This is a genomic window from Thioclava sp. F34-6, from assembly GCF_002213235.1.
GTDB classification, from domain to species: Bacteria; Pseudomonadota; Alphaproteobacteria; order Rhodobacterales; family Rhodobacteraceae; genus Thioclava; species Thioclava nitratireducens.
Window position 1 is genome coordinate 513,570 of record NZ_NBOA01000002.1, and the last position, 24,017, is coordinate 537,586.

Consider the following 24,017-nt stretch of genomic DNA (forward strand, 5'->3'; position numbering starts at 1 on the left):
CCGATGTCTCAGACCCGCCGCTATATTGCTTCTGCCCTGATCCTTTTGATCGCGCTCGCCGGTGTCGCGACCGTGCTCTATGCATGGCGCCTTCCGCCTTTCCGTTCCGACGTCGCATGGACCGACAATGCCTATCTGCAGGGCAAGGTCACGCCGATCTCCGCGCAGGTCGCGGCCGAAGTCACGGCGGTGCCGGTCAGCGATTTCGAGGAGGTCAAGAAGGGCGATGTGCTGGTGCGGCTGGACGATCGCGCGTTGAAAGCGGCGGTGGAACAGGCGCAGGCCGCGCTTGAGACGGCGAAGGCTGCGCAGTCGAACGGGGCGCAGGCGGTGAACTCGGCCAAGGCGACGCTGGAGGCGAAACAGGCCGCGCTGGCCTCGGCGAAAGCGGCGCAGGCCACCGCGCAGACCGCGCGCGACCGGGCCTCGAAGCTGACGAAGAAAAGCTATGTCTCGCAATCGGATGCCGATCAGGCGCAGCTTACGCTCGATCAGGCGAAGGCGGGCGTGCAAGAGGCGCAAAGCGCCATCGATGTGGCCCAACAAGCGGTTCAGACGGCGGAATTGAACAAACGCTCGCTCGCCGCGAAGACCGATGCCGCGCAGGCGTCGCTGGATGCGGCGCAGGTGGCGCTCGATCATGCGGTGATCCGTGCGCCCCAGGATGGGCGACTGGGTCAGGTTTCGGCTCGGGTCGGCAAGTTCGTCAGCGCCGGGAGCACGCTGGTTTCGCTCGTGCCCTCCGACCTCTGGCTGATCGCGAATTACAAGGAGACCCAGCTGGCAGGGCTGCGCATGGGTGAGCCGGTGACCTTCACCGTCGACGCTCTGGGGAAGACCGAGTTCAGAGGCCATATCGAACGGTTCTCGCCTGCCACGGCAGGGCAGTTCAGCCTGCTTTCGGGCTCCAATGCGACCGGCAACTTCACCAAGATCGCGCAGCGCGTGCCGGTGCGCATCTCGATTGACCCGGATCAGCCGCAGACTGCGAGACTGGCCCCGGGACTGTCCGCCGAGGTCAGCGCGCCGCAGCACGGATACTGACCTTGCGACAGCTATGCGGAAGATGCAGCGCGGCTATGTCGAATAAGCTATTTCTGCGGCGCAGCATCTGTGCGAAAACAATCTCAACGCAGCGAGCAATTCGCTGCACCAGTTCCTGAGGCTCTCTCCTCCTCCCTGAGCCTCGGAAATTGGCGGTGGCCTCTCTCCTCCTCCCTGAGGTCACCGCCTCCTCCTCCCCTCCGATGACTGACGTGGGCCGCTTAACCGCGGTATTTCCTGTGTGGGAAGCGCTTGACGGTGGCCTGTGTGATGCGGGCTGCGTCGCGGGCTTACTTGACCGCGACGAGACGCTCATAGCTCGAGGGCGCATTGGTGCTGTTGATCACCTCGATCACATGATCGCCCGACTGGAAAAGCTGACCGCGGTAATCCTTGCTCGTCGTCATGTCGCCCAAGAGAGGGCTCTTGTCAGGGTTGTAGAGTCGGTAGGTGAGGGGGGCTTCCTGCACCATCACCCGAACGTTCAGATCCTACCCGTCCCGCGCGTTGAGCAGGTAACGGCGCGATTTCCCGGGCTGGAGACCCCCCCGTGAAGTCGCGCATCCGAACTGCCTGAGGCGAAACGCACGCGTTCCTGACCTGAGCCTGTCACTATCTTCGGTTTCGGACTCGGGGCGGCCTCCGCTCGAGTCGGTGTCCCGGTGCCTTCGATCAAATACTCTCCCGCAGCCCAGCCCTCGAAGCCAGGATCGGCGAGCGTCGCAACTTGGCACCAACGGCGCCCCTCTGCCATGCGACACCCGAGATTGCGCAGATTCTGCCCATCCGCGAGGCGGGTGACGATGCTTGCCCCGGTCGACGGGGCCGAGCGCATGTTCAGGGTCGCGACGTCGTTGATCGGATCGGGTGAACCCACCCGTGATGATCGCCTCGTCCCCAAGCCCCTTGCCGGGCGCGCGAGAGGGGGCGTTCATGATGACAGGGTACCGGTTCGTGCTTAACCAGGATCGCGACCGTCGCGACGATTGGGCCGAGAAGCTCCTGTCCCTCTATCGCGACATCGACGGGTTCCTGCTCGAGCACAGCCCCGAAGGGCCGTACCTGTTCGACGAGTTCGGGCTTGCCGAAACCGTATTCACTCCGATGTTCAAGAGGTTCTGGTTCCTCGACTATTACGAAGGTTTTCAGTTGCCCGAGGGTGCCGGGTAGGACCGGGTCCGCGCGTGGCGGGAAGCCTGCATGGCCCACGAGGCGACGGAGCAGGTGAGCCGCGAAGAGATCGTCAAACTCTATTACGACTACGCGCACGGAGCAGGGAATGGGGCGCTCCTCGACGGGTGGTCGGTCTCGAGCTTCATCTTCACCCCGCCTTGGCAGGACCGGCCGTGGCCGCCGCGCGACAAGTATTCCGGCGCCGCAAGTGACGAGGCGCTCGGCCTCGTGGCCTGAACGCTTCGGAGGGACGGAGGGCACCGAAACTCCTTCGTTTCCTAGCTGTAGCCATGCCTTTTGGCACTCCTTGGGCCCCGCACTCGAAAAAGGCGTTTGACAAAAAATTGGAACGTTCCTATTAATTTTGGAACGTTCCTAAAATTGTTTTAGCGGATGTGCGGTTGAACAGGGAGAAGCGGACTATGGGCACGATTGTCAGTGCGTCGGAAGCGGTAGGGAAGATTGCGGATGGTGCTGTCATCACGGTTTCCTCGTCTTCGGCGTTGGGGTGTCCCGACTCCGTGCTCAAGGCGATCGGCGAGCGCTTCGATCGGGAGCAGCATCCGAAAAACATCACCACAATCCACCCGATCGCCGCGGGGGACATGTACGGGGTGAAGGGCATCGACCACATCGCGAAGGATGGTCTGCTCGATACCGTTCTGGCAGGTTCCTACCCGTCGGGTTCCTCGAACCTGCCGATGCCGGAAATCTGGAAGATGGTCGTTGAGGATCGGGTGGCAGCCTATAACGTGCCCTCCGGCATCCTGTTCGATATGCATCGCGAGGCGGCGGCGCGCCGTCCGGGCGTGATGACCAAGGTCGGCTTGAAGACCTTCGTCGACCCCGAGCGCGAGGGCTGTGCGATGAACGATCGCGCAGCAGGCGCGCCCATCGTGCGCCGGGTGGAGTTCGATGGTGACACCTGGCTCCATTTTCCGAATATTTACCCCGACGTCTGCATCCTGCGCGCCACCACCGCGGATGAGCGCGGCAATCTGACCTATGAGCACGAGGGGGCCTATCTCGGCGGGCTCGAGCAGGCGATTGCGGTCCGCAACAATGGCGGGCTGGTGATCGCGCAGGTGGAGCGCGTCACGGCTGCGGGCTCCCTGCGCCCCCACGATGTCCGGGTGCCGGGGCATCTTGTGGACTGCGTGGTCGTGGACGAGGATCAGAAACAAACCTGCGAGACGCCCTACGATCCGGCGATCTCGGGGCAAGTGATGCGTCCGTGGTCGAGCTTCGAATTGGCCGAACATGGCATCGAGAAGGTCATCGCACGGCGCGCAGCAATGGAGCTTCGCGGCGGCATGACCGCCAATCTCGGTTTCGGGATTTCGGCGATGGTGCCGCGCATCCTGCTCGAAGAGGGCCACCATGATGCGGTCACCTGGGCGATCGAACAGGGCGCGGTGGGCGGGATGCCCTTGACCGGATTTGCTTTCGGCTGTGCATCGAACGCCGATGGCTACGTGCCCTCGCCCCAGCAATTCATCTATTTCCAGGGCGCCGGGTTCGACATGTCCTTCCTGTCCTTCCTCGAGGTCGATGTGCAGGGGAATGTGAATGTCTCCAAGCTCGGCAAGAAACCTTACCTCACCGCAGGCTGCGGCGGCTTCGTCGATATCACCGCCCATGCGCGCAAGATCGTCTTCTCGGGCTGGTTCGAGGCAGGCGCGCAGATGGAGATGGACGAGGCTGGCATCCGCGTCCGCGCACCCGGCAAGTTCACCAAGATGGTCGACCGGGTCGAACATGTGACCTTCTCCGGGGAGCGTGCGCGAGAGCAGGGGCAGGAGGTGCTCTATATCACCGAGCGCTGCGTGATGCGGCTCGATGACAAGGGGCTCATCGCCACCGAAATCATGCCGGGGATCGATCCTGAGCGCGATATCGTTGGCGCTTCCGAGGGGCGGGTGCGCGTGGAGGAGAATGCCGTCACCATGTCCACGAAGTTGCTCGCCGACGCCCCGATGGGGTGGACGCCATGAGCGACATTCACCTGAACATCGACGGCGCGGTAGCAGAGTTGCGCCTCGACAACCCGGAGAAGATGAACGCTCTCACGGTCGAGATGCTGAGCGCGCTCGAGGCGCATCTCGATCGGATCGAAAGAGACGTCGAGATTCGCTGCGTGCTGGTGAGCGCCGAGGGCGACCGGGCCTTCTGCACCGGGGCGGATATCAACGGATGGGGCGATCTGAGCCCGGCCGAGTTCGCGCGGCATTGGGTCCGCGACGGACATCGGATTTTCGACCGGCTCGCGCGCCTCTCGAAGCCGACGATTGCGGTGCTGAACGGACACGCCTTCGGGGGCGGTCTCGAACTTGCCGCAGCCTGCGACCTTCGGGTCATGGCACCCGGCGCCAGCCTTGCCCTCCCGGAAGCTGGCGTCGGGATCGTTCCCGGCTGGTCGGGCACGCAGCGGCTGATGCGTCTGCTGCCCGAACCAATGGTGAAGGAGATGGCGCTTTTCGGTCACCGCGTGAAGGCCGACCGGGCGCTGGCGGTCGGCTTCGTGGCCGCGGTCTCCGAGGATCCGCGCGCGGCAGCGCAGGCCCTGATCGACCGTGCGCTCGGGCTGTCGCCCCGCGCCGTCGAAATCACGAAATCGATGATCCATGTCGCGGCGGGTGAAGATCGCGGTGCAATGGCTGAGGCGCTTGGAAGTGCCGCCATTTCGGCCAGCGAAGATCGCGCCGAAGGGGTCACGGCCTTCCGCGAGAAACGCAAACCTAATTTTTCGGGACTTTGAACATGACCGAGCTGAACCTGATCTCTGCCGTCGATGCGGCGCTCCCCGCAGAGCCCTTCATCTGTCGTCACCTGATCGCAGGCGAGTGGCGCGACAGTGCCTCCGGTGAGAGCTACGATCGGATGTCCCCGGCGCATGGCTGCCTCGTCAGCCGCGCGGCACTGGGCGCCGAAGTCGATGCGGAAGCCGCGATCGTCGCGGCGAGCGAGGCGTTCGACAGCGGCGTCTGGAGCCGGATCTCGGGCAAGGAGCGCGCGACCGTGCTGCTGCGCGTCGCCGATCTGATCGAGGGCAATGTCGAGCGGATGGCGCTGCTGGAGACGCTCGAGAGTGGCAAGCCGATCTCGCAATCGCGCGCCGAAGTGTCGGGCGCGGCCGATCTGTGGCGCTACGCGGCGTCGTTGGCGCGCACGATGCATGGCGATAGCCACAATACGCTGGGGCCCGACATCCTCGGTGTCGTCGTCAAAGACCCAATCGGTGTCGTGTCGATGATCACGCCGTGGAACTTCCCGTTCTGGATCCTGAGCCAAAAGCTGCCCTTCGCGCTCGCCGCCGGCTGCACCACGGTAATCAAACCGTCCGAGCTGACGCCGTCGACCACGGTGATGCTCGGGGAGCTGTTGGTCGAGGCAGGGATGCCGCCGGGCGTCGTGAATATCGTTCTGGGCTACGGGGCGTCCGTGGGCAGCTTGATGACGACGCATGAGGCGGTTGACATGGTAACATTCACCGGCTCGACCGCGGTCGGCAAGGCGATCTCGGCGGCCGCGTCGAGCACGTTGAAAAAGGTCGCACTGGAGCTGGGCGGGAAGAATCCGCAGGTCGTGTTCCCCGATGCCGATATCGAGAGCGCAGCCGACGCGATCACCTTCGGCGTCTATTTCAATACCGGGCAATGCTGCAATTCGAGCAGCCGGATCATCGTCCATGAAGATATCGTGGATGAGGTGGTCGAGCGCGTCGTGGAGCTGTCGAAGCGCGTGGCCTTCGGCGATCCGCTTGACCCGCGCACGCAGGTCGGGGCGATCATCTCCGTCCAGCATCAAGGCAAGATCGACGACTACGTCCGCGCCGCGGTCACCGAGGGGGCCGAGATCGCGCTGGGGGGCGGGCCGATGACCGTGCCGGGGCTCGAGGGGCAATTCTATCAGCCGACAGTCGTGCGCGGCGTTTCGCCGGAGATGGCGATCGCCCGAGAAGAGGTGTTCGGGCCGGTTCTCTCGGTGCTGACCTTCCGCACGATGGACGAAGCTGTAGCGCTAACGAACGACGCAAGCTACGGTCTGTCTGCGGGCGTTTGGAGCGAGAACGTCCACACCTGTCTCGAGTTCTCGACTCGGGCGCAGGCGGGGACCGTCTGGACGAATACTTGGATGGACGGCTTTCCGGAATTGAGCTTCGGCGGAGTCAAGCAATCCGGTCAGGGGAGAGAGATCGGACGCTATGGCCTGGAGGAGTTCTTCGAGATCAAGACGCTCGTGATGCGCATCGGTCGCACGCGGGAGCCTTGGGTGAGACCCGAATGACCTGAAGGGTCGCGCGGGAGGGATGTGTAACGACAACGCAACAGGGAGGAAAATCAATGCGTAGTTACATCGGACGGACACTGAAAATGGCGAGCGTTCTGGCGCTCGTCGCAGGGTCGGCGCAAGCGAAGGATGTGGAGGTCCTTCACTGGTGGACGTCGGGCGGCGAGGCGGCCGCTCTCAACGTTCTCAAGGACGATCTGCAGAAGGAGGGGATCGGCTGGAAGGACATGCCCGTCGCCGGTGGCGGCGGCCAGAGCGCGATGACGGTGCTGCGTGCGCGCGTCACCTCCGGTGATCCGCCGACCGCGGTCCAGATGCTCGGCTTCGACATCTCCGACTGGGCACAGCAGGGCGCTTTGGCCCAGCTCGACAAGGTGGCGGCCGATGGCAACTGGGATGCCGTCGTTCCCGAGGCGCTCCAGAAGTTCTCGAAATACGACGGTCACTGGGTCGCGGTTCCGGTGAACGTGCACTCGACCAACTGGGTCTGGTCGAACAAGAAGATGCTTGCCGATCTGGGGATCGAAGAGCCGAAGACCTGGGATGAGTTCATCGCTGCGATGCAGAAGGTGAAGGATTCCGGGAAGATCGCGCTCGCCGCTGGTGGCCAGCCCTGGCAGGAAGCGACGATGTTCGATGGCGTCGTGCTCTCGGTCGGTGGCCCCGACTTCTATAAGAAGGCCTTCATCGATCTCGATCCCGACGCGCTCGGCGGTCCGCAGATGGTCGAATCCTTCAAGCGCATGGAGCAGCTCCACAGCTTCGTCGACCCGAACTTCTCGGGCCGCGACTGGAACCTCGCGACCGCGATGGTCATCAATGGCGAGGCCGCCTTCCAGATGATGGGCGACTGGGCCAAGGGTGAATTCCTGCGGGCCGGCAAAGAGGCCGAGGTCGATTTCGGCTGCTTCCGGACCCCGGGCACCGCGGACGATGTGACCTTCAACGCCGACCAGTTCGCGATGTTCAAGGTGGGCGAGGACGCACAGGCCGCACAGGACGCAATGGCGAAAGCCGTGATGTCGCCCTCGTTCCAGATCGCCTTCAACACGGTGAAAGGCTCTGTTCCCTCGCGCACCGACGTGTCGGACGAAGAGTTCGACGCTTGCGGCAAGAAGGCGATGGCTCAGCTGAAATCGGCGAGCCAGAACGGCACGCTTCTGGGCTCTATGGCGCATGGCCATGCTGACCCGGCTTCGGTGAAGAACGCGATCTATGACGTGGTGACGGCGAATTTCAACGGCGACTATGACGCCGAGACCGCCGCCAAGGAACTCGTCAAGGCCGTGTCGCTGGCCCAGTAAAAGGCCCTCGGGCCGGTCTCTGAGACCGGCCCGTACGTCACCGATCCGTCTCATTTCCCTAAAGGAGAGAGCAATGGCCCGTCCGGTCCAGTCAGACTTGCGTACCCGGCTTCAGGAATGGATTCCCAAGATCGTTCTCGCGCCCTCTGTCGCGTCGATGCTGATCTTCGTCTACGGCTTCATCGTTTTCACCGGCTACCTGTCGTTCACGAACAGCCGAATTCTTCCAACGTTCGACCTTGTCGGGTGGCACAATTACTGGCGTCTCTTCCAATTGCCGACCTGGACGATCGCGGTGCAGAACCTCGCGATCTTCGCCTCTCTCTACATCGCGATCTGTATCGCGATCGGCCTTTCTCTCGCGATCTTTCTCGATCAGAAAATCCGCGGCGAGGGGCTTCTGCGCCCGATCTTCCTTTATCCGATGGCGCTCTCGTTCATCGTGACGGGGACGGCGTGGAAATGGCTTCTCGATCCGGGCATCGGGATCGAGCACACGCTGCATCTTTGGGGCTGGGAGAGCTTCCATTTCGGCTGGATCAAAAGCTCGTCCATGGCGATCTACACCGTGGTGATCGCCGCAGTCTGGCAAAGCTCGGGCTTCGTCATGGCAATGTTCCTCGCCGGGCTCCGCGGGATCGACAACGAGATCCTGAAAGCGGCGCAGATGGACGGCGCCTCCAACTGGAACCTCTATCGCCGCATCATCATTCCGCAGCTTCGGCCCGCGTTCCTGTCGGCATTCGTCATCCTCGCGCACCTCGCGGTCAAATCGTATGACCTCGTGATCGCGCTGACCGGTGGCGGCCCGGGCCGGGCCACCGAGTTGCCCGCGACCTTCATGTATTCCTACACTTTCACCCGCAACGAGATGGGCGTGGGCGCAGCGTCGGCGGTTATCATGCTGATGACCATCGCCGCGATCATGATCCCCTATCTCTATGCCGAACTGAAGGAGCCGAAGTAATGTCCGGCGCCGTCGATACCGGGGTCGCGATCCGCACAAATCGCGTAACCCGCACCTTCATCTATCTTTTCCTGCTGCTGTTCGCGCTGTTCTACCTGCTGCCGCTCGCGGTGATGCTGATCAACTCGGTCAAACCTCTGAGCGAGATCACCGGCGGCAACATGATGGCGCTGCCCGATGTCTGGACTTTCGATCCCTGGCGCGAAGCCTGGTCCTCGGCCCAGATCGGCGTGCAGCCGACCGGCCTGCGCCCCTACTTCATCAACTCGATCCTGATCGTGGTTCCGGCGGTGGCGATCTCGACCATCATGGGCGCGCTCAACGGATACGTGCTGACCAAGTGGCGGTTCCGCGGCGATACGATCCTCTTCGGGATGCTGCTGTTTTCCTGCTTCATCCCGTTCCAGATCGTGCTGATCCCGATGGCGCGGGTGCTGGGCATGATCGGGCTCGCAGGCTCGGTGCCGGGGCTGATCCTCGTCCACGTCGTCTACGGGCTTGGCTTCACGACGCTATATTTCCGCAACTACTACTCGGCCTTCCCGACCGAACTGGTGCGCGCGGCGCAGATCGACGGGGCCGGATTCTTCCGGATCTTCTACCGCATCCTTCTGCCGCTGTCGGGGCCTATCATCGTGGTCACGATCATCTGGCAGTTCACCAATATCTGGAACGACTTCCTGTTCGGGTCGTCCTTCGCCGGGCAGGCCAGCCAGCCGATGACCGTCGCCTTGAACAACCTCGTTCAAAGCTCGACCGGCGTGAAGGCCTACAACGTCCACTTCGCGGGTGCGATCCTTGCGGCGCTGCCCACTCTCATCGTCTACATCGTCTCGGGGCGCTTCTTCGTGCGCGGCCTGATGGCGGGCTCAGTCAAGGGGTAATGCCAATGGGTCTCCTCGATATTTCAAACGTCACCAAGTCCTACGGCGCGGTCGAAGTGCTGCACAGCGTCGACATCTCGGTCGATGAAGGTGAATTCCTCGTGCTGGTCGGTCCGTCCGGCTGCGGCAAGTCGACGCTTCTGAGCATGATCGCAGGGCTGGAAGGAATCACCTCCGGCGAGATTTCGATCAAGGGACGCACGATGAACGGTGTGCACCCGTCGAAGCGCAACATCGCGATGGTGTTCCAGTCCTACGCGCTCTACCCGAACATGACCGTCGGCCAGAACATCACCTTCGGCCTTGAGATGCACGGCACCCCCAAACCCGAACGCGAAGAGGCGATGAACCGGGTGGCGGAGATGCTGCAGATCGACAATCTGCTCGACCGCAAGCCGGGGCAGCTTTCGGGCGGTCAGCGCCAACGCGTCGCGATGGGACGTGCGCTGGTGCGTGACCCGGACGTGTTCCTCTTCGACGAACCGCTGTCGAACCTCGATGCGAAACTGCGCGTCGACATGCGCACCGAGATCAAGAAGCTGCACCAGAGCCTTGGCACCACGATCGTCTACGTGACCCACGACCAGATCGAGGCGATGACGCTCTCGACCCGGATCGCGGTGATGAACAAGGGCTATGTGCAGCAGCTCGGCACGCCGAAGGAAATCTACGACACGCCGTCGAATGTGTTCGTGGCGACCTTCATGGGCAGCCCCGCGATGAACGTGGTTCCGGCGCGGATCGTGGTGAAGGACGGTGCGCCCCACGCGGCCGTGACGGGCCATGACGGGGGGGAGCAACTGCTCCGCTTCCCGCAAGCCAATCTCGCCCAGTGGGACGGGCGCGAGATCCTTCTCGGCATCCGACCGGAGACGATTACGGATCCGGAGGGCGCGGATCGTAACGCCGCCCATATAGCGCCGCTGCGCAATCATATCGGCGTAACCGAACCTGCCGGGTCGGACACCTTCGTGACGATGACCCTGGGCGGTCGCGATGCCATCGCCCGGATGCGGGCCGATGTGACCGTGCGGGCGGGCGAGGTCTTCGATTTCGCCGTCAACATGGACAAGGCGGTGGCCTTCGATCCCAAGACGGAGGAGCGCATCCAGCCATGAGCGATGCCGACGTCATCATCATCGGTTCGGGTATGGGCGGTGCCACCACGGCGGCGGCGCTGGCCGAGACGGGACGGCGCGTGCTGGTGCTCGAGCGTGGCGAACGCCTGCCCGACACGCCGGATGCGCGCGATCCCGACGCGATCTTCGCGCGCGGTCATTACCGGCCCGAGGAAACCTGGCTCGATGGCGATGACGTGCCGTTCAGCCCCGGCAATTACTACAATGTCGGCGGCAATTCGAAGTTCTACGGCGCCGTTCTGATGCGCTATCGCAAGGCGGATTTCTCGCCAGTGGAGCATCAAGGCGGGACCACGCCGGGTTGGCCGATCGCCTATGACGAGATCGAGCCGTTCTACCAGAGGGCCGAGGCGCTCTATCAGGTGCGCGGTCAGCTTGGAGAGGATCCGACGGAGCCGCGCCATTCCGGCCTCTACGCACATCCTCCGGTCCCGGACGAGCCCGATATCGCGGCGCTCCGGCGGCGGCTGAAATCGGTCGGGCTGCACCCGTCCTCCCTGCCGCTCGGGGTCGAGATCGACCGTTGGCTCTCGCATGGGCAGACGCCTTGGGATGCGTTCCCCGATACCTGCGGCGGCAAGATGGATGCCGAAAGCGTCGGTCTGGCGACTGCGCTGAAATCCCAGAATGTCAAGCTGATGACGGGCGCGCGGGCGCGGCGTCTGATCGTCGATGCCGAGAACCGCATAAGCGGGGTCGAGATCGAGAAAGACGGGCAGGTCCGGACGCTCACGGCGTCGGTCGTGGTGCTCTCCGCCGGGGCGGTGCAAAGCGCGGCCCTTTTGCTGGCCTCTGCGACTGAGCGCCATCCGACCGGGCTGGCGAATGGTTCCGATCAGGTCGGGCGCAATTTCATGAACCACAATTGCTCGGCCGTGCTGGCGCTGCACCCGCTGCGCCGGAACCGCGCAATCTACCAGAAGACGCTGGCGATCAACGATTTCTACCTCTCGGGCGGGGCGAACGGCGCGCCGCTAGGCAATATCCAGCTGCTCGGCAAAATCTCCGGTCCGATCCTCGCCTCGGCCTCGCCGCTGCCGCGTCCGGTGGCAAGCTGGATCGCCAACCGCTCGGTCGATCTCTACGCGATGTCTGAAGACCTGCCCAATCCCGAGAGCCGCGTGACGCTGAAGGAGGGCAAGATCCGGCTCGATTGGAAGCGCTCGAACTGGGAGACCCATCTCGAACTCGTCGACATGCTGCGCCGAAAGCTGCGCGCTGCGGGCTATCCGATCGTGCTCGCGCGGCCCTTCGACCGGCAGACCCCGTCACATCAATGCGGGACGGCGCGGATGGGTAGCGATCCGGCGTCGAGCGTCGTCGACACGTTCTGCCGCAGCCATGATCACCCGAACCTGTTCATCGCCGATGCGTCCGTCCTGCCGACCTCGGCTGCCGTGAACCCCGCCCTTACCGTCGCGGCGCTCGCCCTGCGCGCGGCTGAGCATATCGCACAGACAGAGCTCGCCGCCTGAGCCACCGGGCTGCGGCGAGAGACTTGGCCAAGGAGGCCAGCATGAAGACGACTTACGATTTCATAATTATCGGCGGCGGTTCGGCGGGGTCGGTACTGGCCGGGCGTCTCTCCGAGAACCCGTCGGCGGACGTCCTGCTGCTCGAGGCGGGCGGCAGCGATCGCCACCCGTTCTTTCATCTGCCCGCGGGCTTCGCGAAGATGACCAAGGGCATCGGCAGCTGGGGCTGGGAAACGGTTCCGCAGCGGCACATGCAGAACAAGGTCTTTCGCTACACCCAGGCCAAGGTGATCGGCGGCGGCTCCGCGATCAATGCTCAGGTCTATACCCGCGGCAATGCGCTCGATTACGACGAATGGCGTCAGATGGGGTGTACCGGCTGGGGCTATGAAGATGTGCTGCCCTATTTCCGCAAGGCCGAGGATAACGCGAGCATCGAGAACCGCTATCACGGCAAGGGCGGCCCGCTCGGCGTGAGCGATCCGCGCGCGCCCCTGCCGGTCTGCGAGGCCTATTTCGAAGCGGCCGCCGAGCTCGGCATTCCGCGCAATTACGACGTGAACGGTGAGAAGCAGGACGGGGTCGCCTATTACCAGCTGACCCAGCGCAATGTGCGCCGCTCCTCGGCTGCGATGGCCTATGTCGCGCCGAACCGTCACCGCGAGAACCTCACGGTGAAGCTGGGTGCGCAGGTGCGCCGGATCGTGGTCGAGAATGGCCGCGCGACCGGGGTCGAGCTTGTCGATGGCACGCGCCTACGGGCAGAAAGTGAAGTGCTGCTATGTTCTGGGGCGATCGGCTCGCCGCGGCTGCTGCAGCTGTCGGGTATCGGACCGGCGGATGAGCTGGCCTCGCTCGGGATCGATGTCGTCTTCGACCAGCCGGAGGTGGGGTCCAATCTGCAGGATCACCTCGACCTCTACTGCATCAGCGAGCTTTCCGGCCCCTACAGTTATGACCGCTATGCGAAGCCGCATTGGGCGGCGTTGGCGGGGCTGCAATATCTGTTCGGACGGAAGGGGCCGGTTGCGTCGTCTTTGTTCGAAACTGGTGGCTTCTGGTATGCCGATCCCGAGGCACGGTCGCCGGATCTGCAGTTCCATCTCGGACTCGGGACCGGCATTGAACATGGCGTGGTTTCCATGCCGCAGGGCGGTATCACGCTCAATTCCTGTTACCTGCGCCCGCGCTCGCGCGGCAGCGTCCGCCTGCAAAGCGGCGATCCGGCGGTCGCGCCGTTGATCGATCCGAACTACCTGCAGGACCCGCTCGATCGCGAAATGTCGATCCGGGGGCTGAAGCTGACGCAGGAAATCCTGTCACAAGCCCCGATGCGCAAATATATCCTCGCCGAGCGCCTTCCCGGTCCCGACGTGCGGACCGACGAGGACTATTTTGATTTCATCTGCACCCATTCGAAAACCTCGCATCACTGCGCAGGGACATGTCGCATGGGCGCCGATGCGGGGGCTGTCGTAGACCCGACATTGCGGTTCAACGGGATCGAGGGGCTGCGCGTCGTCGACAACTCGATTATGCCGCGTGTGATTTCGTCCAACACCAACGCTGCGGCAATCATGATCGGCGAGAAAGCCGCCGATATGATCCGCGCGTCACATGGAGGCTGACATGACAGTGCGCCACATCGTTCTCGTCAAATTCAAACCCGGGCTGAGCGAGGAAGAGATCGCACCGCTCTGGGAGGAGCTGCGCGCGATTGAGGGCAAGGTCGACGGCCTCGGTGCAATCTGCGCGGGCCGCTCCGAGAGCCCCGAGAAGATCGAGCGCGGTTACATGCATGGCTTCACCGTCGATTTCCGCGACTGGGAGGCGCTCGCCGCCTACCAGGAACATCCCGATCACCGGGCGCTCGGGGCGAAGCTCGTGGCCAACGCTCAAGGCGGGATCGACGGCATTCTTGTCTTCGATTTCGAGATCGCAACTCCGTCGCAGGGGGCGTGACATGGCGCCGAGCGACCGCAGACCGACGATCATCGACGTGGCCCGAAAGGCCGGGGTGTCGAAATCGACAGTCAGCCTCGTGATCCAGAACAGCCCCTTGGTGAAGCAGAAAACACGCGAGCAGGTGCAGGCTGCGATGGCCGAGATCGGCTATGTCTATAACCGCGCGGCAGCCAATTTGCGCAGCGCCGGGGCAGGGCTTGTCGGTCTGGTGATCAACGACCTGCGCAACCCTTTCTTCACTGAGTTCGCGACGTCGTTGCAGATGGCGCTGTCGAGCCGCGGCTATGCGGCCGTCGTGGCCAATACTGACGAAGACCCGCAGCTTCAGGCGCAGGTGGTCGAGGCGATGATCGAGCACGGCGTCTCCGCGATGATCCTCTCGCCCGCCTATGGCGACGAGGCGCTGAGCTTCGAGGCGCTTCAGCGGGCGGGCATTCCGGCGATGCAGGTGCTGCGCAAAGTCGAGATGCGGACCGAGCTTTTCCCCTTCGCCGCGCCGGACTATCCGAACGGGACGCGTATCGCGACCGAGCATCTCCTCGAACAAGGCGCGAAGCGGATCGCCTTCGTCGGTGGTCTGGAGGGCCGGGCCGTCACGCAGGAGCGCATGGCAGGGTATCTGACTGCGATAGAGAGCGCCGGGCTCGAACCCCATGTCCTGACCGGCAGTGCGAGCCGCGCCTTCGGCAGGCAGGCGGCGCATGAGCTGGCGGACGACCATCCGGAGGTGGATGGCGCGGTCTGCTTCAACGATCAGGTCGCGCTCGGGATGATTTCGGGCTGCGCCGAGATCGGGCGCAATGTCGGCCGCGATCTGCGCATCGTGGGCTTCGATGACATCGAGGAGGCGGCCCATTCCTGGCCCCCGCTCAGCTCGGTGCGCTGCGACATTGACGGCTTCGGGAAGCTTGTCGCCGAAACGATCCTCGCCTGGCTCGAGAACGACAAGGTGCCGCCGCCGGAAATCCGCACGCCGGTCTCGCTGGCCATTCGTGGCTCGAGTGGCGAGACGCCTGCGGGCTGAGACGACAGGGAGACGGGAGGCCCGCCCGTTCGGACGAAACAGAGACGAGACCGCGCAGAGAGACACCGGCGCGGACAGGAGAGGAGTGTTCAAATGACAGAGATTCGTGTTGCCGTGCTCGGCGCTTCGGGGTGGATGGGCAAAGTCCACACGATGGCCTATCAGACCTTTCCGCATTTCTTCGGCACTGAAGGTGGCACGGCGCGCGTCGTCACCCTCGTCGATCGCAATCCCGCGCGAGCGCAGGAGCTTGCCGCGCGGGTGCCCGGTGCGCGGATCGTTCAGGACTGGCGCGAGGTGATCTCCGATCCCGAGGTCGATCTCGTGGATATCTGCCTGCCCGACAACCTGCATTACGAGGTTGCGAAAGCCGCGCTCGAAGCGGGCAAGCATGTCTTTTGCGAAAAGCCCCTTGCCGAGTCCGCCGAGGAGGCGCGCGAGCTTGCCGATATCGCGAAGGCGCGCGGCCTTATCACCCGCGTCGGTCACGGCTTCCCGCGCAACCCCGTCCATGATCTTGCGAAGGAGATCATCGATGCGGGCGAAATCGGCGAGATCACGATGTTCAAAGGGTGCCAGCATGTCGACATGTATGGCGACCCGATGGTGCCCTATATGTGGCGCGCCGATGGGTCGCTCGCGCCGACCGGGATCGTCGGGGATACCGGCAGCCATGTCTTCAGCTTCATGGAATTCCTCGTCGGTCGCGTCTCGTCGCTGATTGCCAACAACATCATCGTCACGCCGCGCCGTCCGAAGATCGAAGGTCTGGGGCTCGGTGAGACGGCAGAGCTGACCGGCAGCGAGGAATGGGCCGATATCACCAATCCCGACGCGAGCCAGATTCTGTGCACGTTCGAGAACGGCGCCAACGGGATCGTGGATTTCAGCCGTGTCGCGACCGGGCGCAAATTCATGCAGACCTACGAGATCTACGGCACGAAAGGCAGCCTCGCCTATACGTTCGACGAGGTGAACCGGCTGCGCTTCTACACCAATGCCGATCCGATCGGGCGCCGCGGCTACCGCGAGATCGATGTCGGGCCCGAGCATCCGACCTACGCGGCCTTCCTGCCGCTGCCGAATTTCGCACTCGGCTATAACGAGACCAAGATCATCGAAGCGGCGGAGGTCATCCGCTCCATCGTCTCCGGCAAGGCGATGTGGCCGACCTTCGAGACGGGCCATCACATCACCCAGATCGTCGACGCCTGCATGAGCTCGTCCCGGCAACGCGCCTGGGTCGATATTCCGCAAAGCTGACCGGACCGCAAACGGAGCCAAGACATGGACAGTGCAATCCCTCAGGAAATCCTCGACGCCCTGACCGATATCGAGATGCCGCGGCTGCGGGCCGACGAGGCGGTCCCGGAGATGCTCGAGATCGCGGGCCTCTCTCTTCCGGTCTATCGCACCGGCTGCCTCGTGGTCGGCAGCGGGGCCGCGGGTCTTCGCGCCGCCGTCGAACTCAAGCGACGCGGCGGCGAGGTGATCGTCGCGAGCCAGAGCGCGTGGGGCGGAACCTCCGCATGCTCGGGCTCCGACAAGCAGACACTGCACACCGCGAATACCGCCGATCACGGCGATGATTTCCAGGCGATGGCGCGGGCGATCCGGGCTGGCGGAGCGATGGACGAGGATACGGCCTATATCGAGGCGGTCGGCTCGCCGCGCATGATGGCCTCGTTGCAATATCTCGGCCTGCCGCTGCCGCAGGACCGGTTCGGCGCGACGCTGCGCTACAAGACCGACCATGACGAGACCGGGCGCGCGACAAGCTGCGGCCCCCGAACCTCGCGGCTGATGGTCAAGGTGCTGGCGGAAGAGGCGCTGCGGCTCGACGTGCCGATCTTCAACCACACGACGGTCGTGCAACTGCTCACCGAAGGGGAGGGGGATGGCCGCTGTGTCACCGGGGCGCTGGCCTTCCGCAAAGCCGACCGCAGCGACGGCAATCCCTACGGTCTCGTGCTGTTTGCCGCGCCGAATATCGTGCTCGCGGCGGGCGGGCCGGGCGAGCTCTATCGCGACAGCGTCTATCCCAATGGCTGTTTCGGAACGCTGGGTCTCGCGCTCGAAGCGGGGATCGAACTGGTGAACCTCACCGAGAGCCAGTTCGGCATCGGCACGCGCCGCGAGGGGTTCCCTTGGAACCTGTCGGGAACTTACGTGCAATCCCTGCCGCATATCTATTCGGTCGATGCCGACGGGCGCGAGCATCACTTCCTCGCGCAGTACTATCGCACCACGCAAGAACTGGCCTCCAACGTCTTCCGCAAGGGCTATCAGTGGCCGTTCCACGCGACGCGGATGCTGGATTTCGCGTCGAGCCTCGTCGATCTGGCGATTTGGCGCGAGAGCGCCGCGGGGCGGCGGGTCTTCATGGATTTCAACCGCAATCCGCTTCCGGTGCCCGGAGATCAGCCTTTCGATCTTACCCGCCTCGACGAAGACGTGCGGACTTATCTCGGCACCGCCGGGGCGGATCAGGAGCTACCGATCGACCGGCTGCGCCACATGAACCCGCTCGCGATCGAACTGTACCGCCGCTACAAGGTGGACATCGCCGCCGCGCCGCTCGAATTCGCGGTAAACAACCAGCATATGAACGGCGGGATCGCGGTCGATCCCTGGGGGCGCTCCAACCTGCGCGGTGTCTATGCCGCGGGCGAGGCGGCGGGCACGCATGGCGTGACGCGTCCGGGTGGATCGGCCCTCAATGCCGGTCAGGTCTTCGGCACCCGGGTGGGCGAGCATATCGGCGCGAGCCGCACGGCCCATGCGCCGGAGACTGTCGGATCGGAGGCCCTCATTTCGGCTGTGACGGATCTGCTTGCACGGTTGAACACGGACAGCGCACATTCCGTGAAGTCGGTCCGCGACGAAGTTCAGGCCCGGATGAGCGACCATGCCGGGATGATCTGCAATGGCGCGGACGTCGCCGATGCGCTTGCAGCGGCGCGCGAGTTGAACCGGAAGTTGCGCGCCGACGGCATCGCCCCGGACCGGTCGGGCGACGGCGCGCGCGCGATCCAGTGGCAGCAGATGGCACTCGCCTCCGAAGCCGTCCTTGCCGCGCTCGACCAGTATATCTCGCAAGGCGGTGGCAGCCGCGGCGCGCGCGCGATCTGCTCTGACGACGGGGAGGCGATCCCGATGGCGCGCGATACGGATCTGGCTGCGTTCCGTTTCAAGACAGAGCGGGAGATCGACAAGCAGACGCAAATCCTGGTCCGTCTGGAGGGGGAGGAGTTGAAGATCGCCACCCGCAAAAACCGAAGCTTCGACGAGAGTGCGCGTGCCTTCTTCGAGCGCGACTGGCCCGATTGGTTGACCGGCCGCATCTTTGACCTCGACGCGAAAGGCCTGCGCGAATGAGAGAGACTCCTAAGAAAATGCTCGCCATCGGGGAGGCGATGCTTGAGCTCGCTCCGGTCGAGGGCGGCACGTTTCGGCTCGGCTATGCGGGCGACACGTTCAACACCCTCTGGCATGCGGCGCAACTCCTTGGGCCGCGTGCCCGGGCGGGCTTTGTGACGCGGATCGGAGAGGACAGGCTGTCCGACCGTTTCCTCGCCGAGATGGCGGCCGACGGGCTGGATCTCGCCGCCGTCCAGCGCGACCCCGAGCGCGAGATGGGGCTCTACATGATTGAGCTCGAGGGGACGGAGCGAAGTTTCCACTACTGGCGTCAGCACTCGGCAGCCCGTCGTCTCGCGGATGATCCTGATCTGCTTGACCAGGCTCTGTCCAGTGCAAATTTCGTCCATGTGTCGGGGATCACCCTGGCCATCCTCTCGCCCGAAGCGCGGGACACCCTGTTCGATGCAGTCGCCAATGCGCGCGAGGCGGGCGCGCGTATCTCCTTCGATCCGAACTACCGACCGCGGCTCTGGGCCTCGCCGTCGGAGGCGCGGGATACGATCACGCGCATGCTCGCCCATACCGATATCGCGTTGCCCAGTTTTGACGACGAAGCAGCGCTCTGGGGTGATGCGAACCCGGAACTGACTTTGGAGCGTCTCCGCAGACATGGGCTCGCGGAGATCGCCGTGAAGGATGGCGCGCGTCCGGTCTGGCATTTGGCCGAAGGCCATACCGGTCGCTGCGACACCCCGGTTCTGACGGAGCTGCGCGACACGACCGGCGCGGGCGATGCTTTCAATGCGGGCTACCTCGCCGCCCGCCTCCTCGGGCATCCGGTCGAAGACGCGATCGGCTGGGGGCAGTCGGTCGGCGGAGCCGTTCTGGGCGAGCCGGGCGCGCGTTTGAGCAAGGCATCAGCGCGCACCCTCGCGGCATCACTCGCGGGCCTGTGACGGTTCGTCCGGTGGGCTCCGGTCAGGTGGATGATGTTGTTTCCGTCCGGCGGCCTATCCGCGAATCCGGCTGAATGGTCGGGAATAAATATCCCGGCTGCATGGTAGCTGCATCGCGCGCGAGGGTCACGGCGCGCACGGCCGCGAGTCCAGCCCCCTATTTCTGCGACCGACCCGAAGGCTGAGCACCTCGATGGCGCCGCTGCCTTGTGAGGCGGAGGCTGTCCCCCCGCGACGCAACGCTCGAGCTTTGGTCCTTCCGGGAGTATGCGTCACCTGCGGTCCAAGCGATCGTGCTCGGTGTCGAATTCTTCCTCGGCTATCTCGCCTCGGTTGACCGAAAATGCCCGGAACGATGAGCCACACCGCGGGCTTGCTTGAGTGGCTTCGATTTCCTGATCCCCGACGAGCTTGGCTACCTGCCATTCGCTCCGACCGGCGGACCGCTTTTATTTCACCGCATCAGCCAGCTCTACGAGTGAACGTAGATCATCGTGACGACGAACCTAAACTTCGGCCGAGATTGTCGCTCCTATCCCGCGCAAATTGCGAACAGGCCGGCGCGGGAGGAAATGCCCAGCTTGCCATAAGCGCGCTTGCGGTAGGTGATCACGCTGGAGGGGGCTATGCCGAGCTCTGCCGCGATGGCCTCTGATTTGCGGCCAGAGAGGATGCCGAGGCAGACAGCGCGCTCGCGGTCGCTGAGCACCGTGAGCGGGGCCGGGACACCGGTGTCGAGGGCGCGCTCGAAATGCAGCAGGGCGAGCCGCGCGGCCAGGCGGGCGAGGTCCGGATCGCAGACGTCGCCCTCCGCCTTGACCGCATAGAAGCTGACGAAGAGGCGCAATGTCTCGCCTACGGCGAGCACCGTCGTTTTCGCCGTGAGGCCCGGTGCGTCGAAGAACCGCTCGCGGTAGCCGTCGTCCATCACCGAGGCCACGCCCTCCAGACGGTGCAGCTGAACGCTCCCCGAAGCCGCTGTTTCCAGGGCGGGAAGCAGGGGATCGCGTCGGAACCCGCCCGCGATATAGGCCGCCGCCAGTTCTCCGGCGAGCGCCGCATTGGCGAAGTGACGCGACAGCAGGCACCGTGCCGCCCCTGTCTCGATCGCGAAGATCATCAGCTGATCGACACCCAGCGTCTCGACGAAATCCGCGAAAACCGGCGCGAACGCGTCGGCGCCGAGCGTCTCGAGGCAGGCATCGATCATGCGGGCGGTGGAGGGCATGGGCCTTCATAGCATGTCCCCCGACAAAGGGGACAGACAGCGTGCGTCGCGATTGACTATCACCGGGCCAAAGGGAGGACTGAAGCATGAGACCAGACGGGCGCGGCGAGACGGAGTCGCTCTATTTCGACTACCCGCATTTCGAACCGCCGAGCGATCGCGCTGGCCTCACGCGCCGGGCACGGGTCGCCATCGTCGGCGCGGGGCCGGTGGGGATGACGGCGGCGCTCGCCCTGGCAAAGGAGGGCATCGCCTCTGTGCTCTTCGACGCGAAGGCCAGCTTCAACGACGGCAGCCGTGCGATCTGCGTGGCACGGCAGAGTTTCTACATTCTCGACCGGATCGGTGCGGTTGCGCCGTTTCTCGAAAAGGCGCTCGGATGGACCACGGGGCGGAGCTTCTACCGTGGGCGGCAAATCCTCGAATTCGACATGCCCGACAGCCCGCGCGAGAAATATCGCCCGATGTACAATATCCAGCAGCAGTTCATCGAGCAGTATCTCTGGGAGACGATCGAGCGGGAGCCGCTGATCGAGGCACGCTGGCAAAGTGAAGTGACAGGGATCGAGGATACCTCGGACGGTGTCACCCTCACCGTGCGCGACCCTAAGGGGGGGTACGACATGGCCGCCGACTGGGTTCTCGCCGCCGATGGGGCGCGCAGCCCGACCCGCAAGATGCGCGGGCTGCGCCTGAAAGGCGAGAATTACGAGGGTCGCTATGTGATCGCCGACGTCCAGATGAACCATGACTATCCGACCATCCGGCGGGCGCTGTTCGACCCGGATTGTCGACGCGGCGGCACCGTGCTGGTCCACAAACAACCCGACAATATCTGGCGTATCGACTATCAACTGCGGGACGACGAAAGCACCGAGGCCGCCATGGCCGAGGGTGAGGTACGGCGCTCCGTCGCCGCCGTGCTCGCCGATCTCGGCCATGACGGCGCGTGGGAGCTGGAATGGTGGAGCGTCTATTCCGCCAACACGCTGGCCCTGGACGACTACCGCGACGGCCGGGTGTTCTTCATCGGGGACAGCGCGCATATCGTGCCGATCTTCGGCGTGCGCGGGCTCAATAACGGGCTGGCGGATGCGCAGAACATCGCCTGGAAGCTGGCGCGGGTGATCGCTGGGCGCGCGCCCGAGGGCCTGCTCGACAGCTACGCGCCCGAACGGCGCGGGGCGACGCTGGATGTCTTCGCCAATGCGTCGAAATCGGCCCGTTTCATGACGCCGCCGACCGAGGGTTGGCGGCTGATGCGTGACGCGGCGCTCAGCCTCGCGCTGACGCATCCCTTTGCCGGCGAGCTGGCAAATCCGCGGCAGATGACGCCCTACACCTATGCCGACAGTCCGATCGTGCTGCCCGACGAGAGCGGTTTCGAGGGTGGTCCCGTGCCCGGTGCGGCTTTGCCGGAAGCGCGGGTGGGTGACGGGTTCCTGTCCGACCTTCTGGGCCCGGGGTTCAACCTGTTGACCTTCAATCCGGAGCTCGAGGGTCTGGCGAAGGACGATCTTACCATCGTGGTCCTTCAGGCAAAGACCGAGGCGGAAAGCGCGCTTGGCACCGGTCCGGGCGTGACGTATCTCGTCCGCCCCGACGGCCACGTCGCTGCGCGCTGGCGCGACGCCTCGCCGGAGGCCCTTCGCGCGGCGCTGCACCGGTCCATCGGAGGAGATGAGCCATGACACCCGAACAGCTTGAAACCATCTACGAGGCGCTCGCGACACAGCTGGACGCGATACCCCAACCACAGCGCGAGCTGTTCCTGGCGAAGCTGGTCCTGTTGCAGGCGCACGAGGCAGCCGATCCCGACACGACGCTGCGCCACATCGCGGAAGCAGCAAGGGATCTCGACGACTGAGACGGGCCTATGCGGCGAGGATGGTTCGACCTACGCTTTGCGGAGGCCGAGGAGATCGCGCCGTCGCTCTCCGAATGGGCCGGTTGCTGCCGGGCCGATGTCGCTTAGCCCTTGATCACCCCGTCCTCGCGCCATGCGTCGAAGATCGCGAGCGCGGTTGCGGCGAACTCGGGGTCGTTGATATGCGCGTCCACCTCGTGCAGCGCGACGGTGTCGGGCGCACAGGCGCGGATTTCCTCGAAGAAGCCCGCAAGCCCCTCGGAGTCGTGCAGATCAAGACCGGGACGGTCCAGCTCGTGCACCCCGCCCAAGGGCAGCAGCAGCGCGGTCGGTCCCTTTGCCCCAGCCAATTTCTCGCAATGCGCACGCGCCACGGCCCTGCGCTCCGCATGATCGAGCACGACCGAGGTCAGCAGCCGGTTATGCGCATGGCTCGGATGTTCGGCCCATTTGTCGGGCAGGGGCTGCCAGCCGATCATGTCGACGAGGTCGTGACAGGCAGGGGCGACGATCTGCGGCGTGCCCGATGCGCCTGCGTTGGTCATCCGGTCGGCGCCTGCGCTGATCGCGGAGCCATGCAGATGGTTGCCGATTTCCTGCGTCGCGAAATCGAAGACGCAGGCGAAGGCGCCCTGTGCCGCGAGGCTCTCGAAGGCACGCCCGCCCATGCCGGTGGCGTGGAACACCGCGACCTCGTAGCCGCGCGCTTCCAGCTCGGGTTTCAGAGGCACCATGTATTTCAGGAAGGATTTCCCGAAGGATGTCATCCCGACCAGCGGTTTCGACCGGTCGGGCCGTTCCACCGCGCGGGCCGCGCCCAGAACCGCGCCCGCCGCCTGACTGAGCGAGGCTTTGCAGATCGAGTTCAGCCCGTAAAGCCCGCCCGCCCAGAGGATCATCTGCACATCCGCCGCGATCCGTTCGGGCGGCAGCAGCGGCGAGAAGGAGACCGTCGAGACGATGTATTTCGGCACCCCGATCGGCAGCGCCGCACATAGGTCGAGCGCCAGATCGGTGCCCATCGTTCCGCCCAGCACAACCATTCCGTCGAAGACGCCATCGGCGTGGAGTTGAGCGACCAGCGTCGCGCCCCCGCGCGCCATGATCTGCATCGCCCGGTTTTCGTCGCCGCTCGCAATTGCGGCCTCGATAGAGGAGCCGCCCGCTTCGGCCACCTGATGCTTGCTGTATTCGACCGGGGTCGAGGGGTCGCCCAGCACCGAGACATCCATGCGCAGGACACGCCCGCCCTGTGCCTCGATCACCTCGCGAAGATAGGTCAGTTCATCGTCCTTGGTGTCGTAAGTGCCGACAACGAGAATGGTACGATCGGTCATA

The 24,017-nt window shown here is 64.4% G+C and carries 22 protein-coding genes and 1 pseudogene; 20 read left to right on the forward strand and 3 right to left on the reverse strand.

All coding sequences use genetic code 11. The features are described 5' to 3' along the window. Positions 1-3 precede the first annotated feature (3 nt). A complete protein-coding gene (locus tag B6V72_RS05665; protein WP_088734995.1) occupies positions 4-1,044 on the forward strand; it encodes an HlyD family secretion protein in 1,041 nt (346 codons plus the stop codon). A gap of 290 nt (positions 1,045-1,334) precedes the next feature. Here B6V72_RS05665 and B6V72_RS05670 read toward each other — a convergent pair whose 3' ends face one another. Then, complete coding sequence (locus B6V72_RS05670; RefSeq protein WP_088734997.1) at positions 1,335-1,517, reverse strand: hypothetical protein; 183 nt, start codon at positions 1,515-1,517, stop codon at positions 1,335-1,337. A 460-nt stretch (positions 1,518-1,977) separates the two neighbouring features. On the opposite strand from B6V72_RS05670, the gene B6V72_RS19280 reads away from it, so the two are divergent. The 17 genes and pseudogenes from B6V72_RS19280 to B6V72_RS05755 form a co-directional block, all read left to right on the forward strand. Continuing rightward, positions 1,978-2,214 (forward strand): glutathione S-transferase domain-containing protein, encoded by a 237-nt coding sequence (locus tag B6V72_RS19280; protein WP_199224610.1) that lies wholly within the window; start codon positions 1,978-1,980, stop codon positions 2,212-2,214. A gap of 30 nt (positions 2,215-2,244) precedes the next feature. Continuing rightward, positions 2,245-2,454 carry a hypothetical protein gene (locus B6V72_RS19285; RefSeq protein WP_206185769.1) on the forward strand — a complete coding sequence of 70 codons (210 nt, stop codon included), beginning with the start codon at positions 2,245-2,247 and terminating at the stop codon, positions 2,452-2,454. A gap of 185 nt (positions 2,455-2,639) precedes the next feature. Next, positions 2,640-4,211 carry a CoA-transferase gene (locus tag B6V72_RS05685; RefSeq protein WP_088735001.1) on the forward strand — a complete coding sequence of 524 codons (1,572 nt, stop codon included), beginning with the start codon at positions 2,640-2,642 and terminating at the stop codon, positions 4,209-4,211. Further along, positions 4,208-4,975, forward strand: a complete 768-nt coding sequence (locus tag B6V72_RS05690) for an enoyl-CoA hydratase/isomerase family protein (protein WP_088735003.1) — start codon at positions 4,208-4,210, stop codon at positions 4,973-4,975. Before B6V72_RS05685 ends, B6V72_RS05690 begins: the two co-directional genes overlap by 4 nt. 2 nt (positions 4,976-4,977) lie before the next feature. Beyond that, positions 4,978-6,504 carry an aldehyde dehydrogenase family protein gene (locus B6V72_RS05695; RefSeq protein ID WP_088735005.1) on the forward strand — a complete coding sequence of 509 codons (1,527 nt, stop codon included), beginning with the start codon at positions 4,978-4,980 and terminating at the stop codon, positions 6,502-6,504. A 56-nt stretch (positions 6,505-6,560) separates the two neighbouring features. Next, positions 6,561-7,811, forward strand: a complete 1,251-nt coding sequence (locus tag B6V72_RS05700; protein ID WP_075774233.1) for an ABC transporter substrate-binding protein — start codon at positions 6,561-6,563, stop codon at positions 7,809-7,811. 73 nt (positions 7,812-7,884) lie between these two features. After that, complete coding sequence (locus B6V72_RS05705; RefSeq protein ID WP_075774234.1) at positions 7,885-8,778, forward strand: sugar ABC transporter permease; 894 nt, start codon at positions 7,885-7,887, stop codon at positions 8,776-8,778. Next, a complete protein-coding gene (locus tag B6V72_RS05710) occupies positions 8,778-9,662 on the forward strand; it encodes a carbohydrate ABC transporter permease (protein ID WP_088735007.1) in 885 nt (294 codons plus the stop codon). The genes B6V72_RS05705 and B6V72_RS05710 overlap by 1 nt, the downstream gene beginning before the upstream one ends. A 5-nt stretch (positions 9,663-9,667) precedes the next feature. Next, positions 9,668-10,780 (forward strand): sn-glycerol-3-phosphate ABC transporter ATP-binding protein UgpC, encoded by a 1,113-nt coding sequence (ugpC, locus tag B6V72_RS05715; RefSeq protein WP_088735009.1) that lies wholly within the window; start codon positions 9,668-9,670, stop codon positions 10,778-10,780. Beyond that, entirely contained in the window at positions 10,777-12,276 is a 1,500-nt protein-coding gene (locus B6V72_RS05720; RefSeq protein WP_088735011.1) for a GMC family oxidoreductase, read from the forward strand. The genes ugpC and B6V72_RS05720 overlap by 4 nt, the downstream gene beginning before the upstream one ends. A 41-nt stretch (positions 12,277-12,317) precedes the next feature. Beyond that, complete coding sequence (locus B6V72_RS05725) at positions 12,318-13,904, forward strand: GMC family oxidoreductase N-terminal domain-containing protein (protein ID WP_088735012.1); 1,587 nt, start codon at positions 12,318-12,320, stop codon at positions 13,902-13,904. 1 nt (position 13,905) lies between these two features. Continuing rightward, positions 13,906-14,238, forward strand: a complete 333-nt coding sequence (locus B6V72_RS05730) for a Dabb family protein (protein ID WP_088722447.1) — start codon at positions 13,906-13,908, stop codon at positions 14,236-14,238. 1 nt (position 14,239) lies between these two features. After that, positions 14,240-15,265 carry a LacI family DNA-binding transcriptional regulator gene (locus tag B6V72_RS05735; protein ID WP_075774240.1) on the forward strand — a complete coding sequence of 342 codons (1,026 nt, stop codon included), beginning with the start codon at positions 14,240-14,242 and terminating at the stop codon, positions 15,263-15,265. Positions 15,266-15,358: 93 nt separating this feature from the next. Further along, a complete protein-coding gene (locus B6V72_RS05740; RefSeq protein WP_088722448.1) occupies positions 15,359-16,528 on the forward strand; it encodes a Gfo/Idh/MocA family oxidoreductase in 1,170 nt (389 codons plus the stop codon). Positions 16,529-16,552: 24 nt separating this feature from the next. Then, entirely contained in the window at positions 16,553-18,643 is a 2,091-nt protein-coding gene (locus B6V72_RS05745) for an FAD-binding protein (protein WP_088735014.1), read from the forward strand. A gap of 17 nt (positions 18,644-18,660) precedes the next feature. Next, positions 18,661-19,584, forward strand: coding sequence for a sugar kinase (locus B6V72_RS05750; protein ID WP_276206166.1), 924 nt, complete (start codon positions 18,661-18,663; stop codon positions 19,582-19,584). 389 nt (positions 19,585-19,973) lie between these two features. Beyond that, positions 19,974-20,063, forward strand: a pseudogene (locus B6V72_RS05755) (ATPase); the annotation flags it as partial. Positions 20,064-20,116: 53 nt separating this feature from the next. Here the strand turns inward: B6V72_RS05755 and B6V72_RS05760 are convergent. Then, complete coding sequence (locus B6V72_RS05760) at positions 20,117-20,812, reverse strand: helix-turn-helix transcriptional regulator (protein ID WP_088735018.1); 696 nt, start codon at positions 20,810-20,812, stop codon at positions 20,117-20,119. Between the two features lie 86 nt (positions 20,813-20,898). Here B6V72_RS05760 and B6V72_RS05765 point away from each other — a divergent pair, with 86 nt between their 5' ends. After that, positions 20,899-22,503 carry an FAD-dependent monooxygenase gene (locus B6V72_RS05765; protein WP_088735020.1) on the forward strand — a complete coding sequence of 535 codons (1,605 nt, stop codon included), beginning with the start codon at positions 20,899-20,901 and terminating at the stop codon, positions 22,501-22,503. After that, entirely contained in the window at positions 22,500-22,679 is a 180-nt protein-coding gene (locus B6V72_RS05770) for a DUF2783 domain-containing protein (RefSeq protein ID WP_088719723.1), read from the forward strand. The genes B6V72_RS05765 and B6V72_RS05770 overlap by 4 nt, the downstream gene beginning before the upstream one ends. Before the next feature lie 104 nt (positions 22,680-22,783). Here the strand turns inward: B6V72_RS05770 and B6V72_RS05775 are convergent, their stop codons facing one another. Beyond that, positions 22,784-24,016, reverse strand: a complete 1,233-nt coding sequence (locus tag B6V72_RS05775) for a Tm-1-like ATP-binding domain-containing protein (RefSeq protein WP_088735022.1) — start codon at positions 24,014-24,016, stop codon at positions 22,784-22,786. Position 24,017 lies beyond the last annotated feature (1 nt).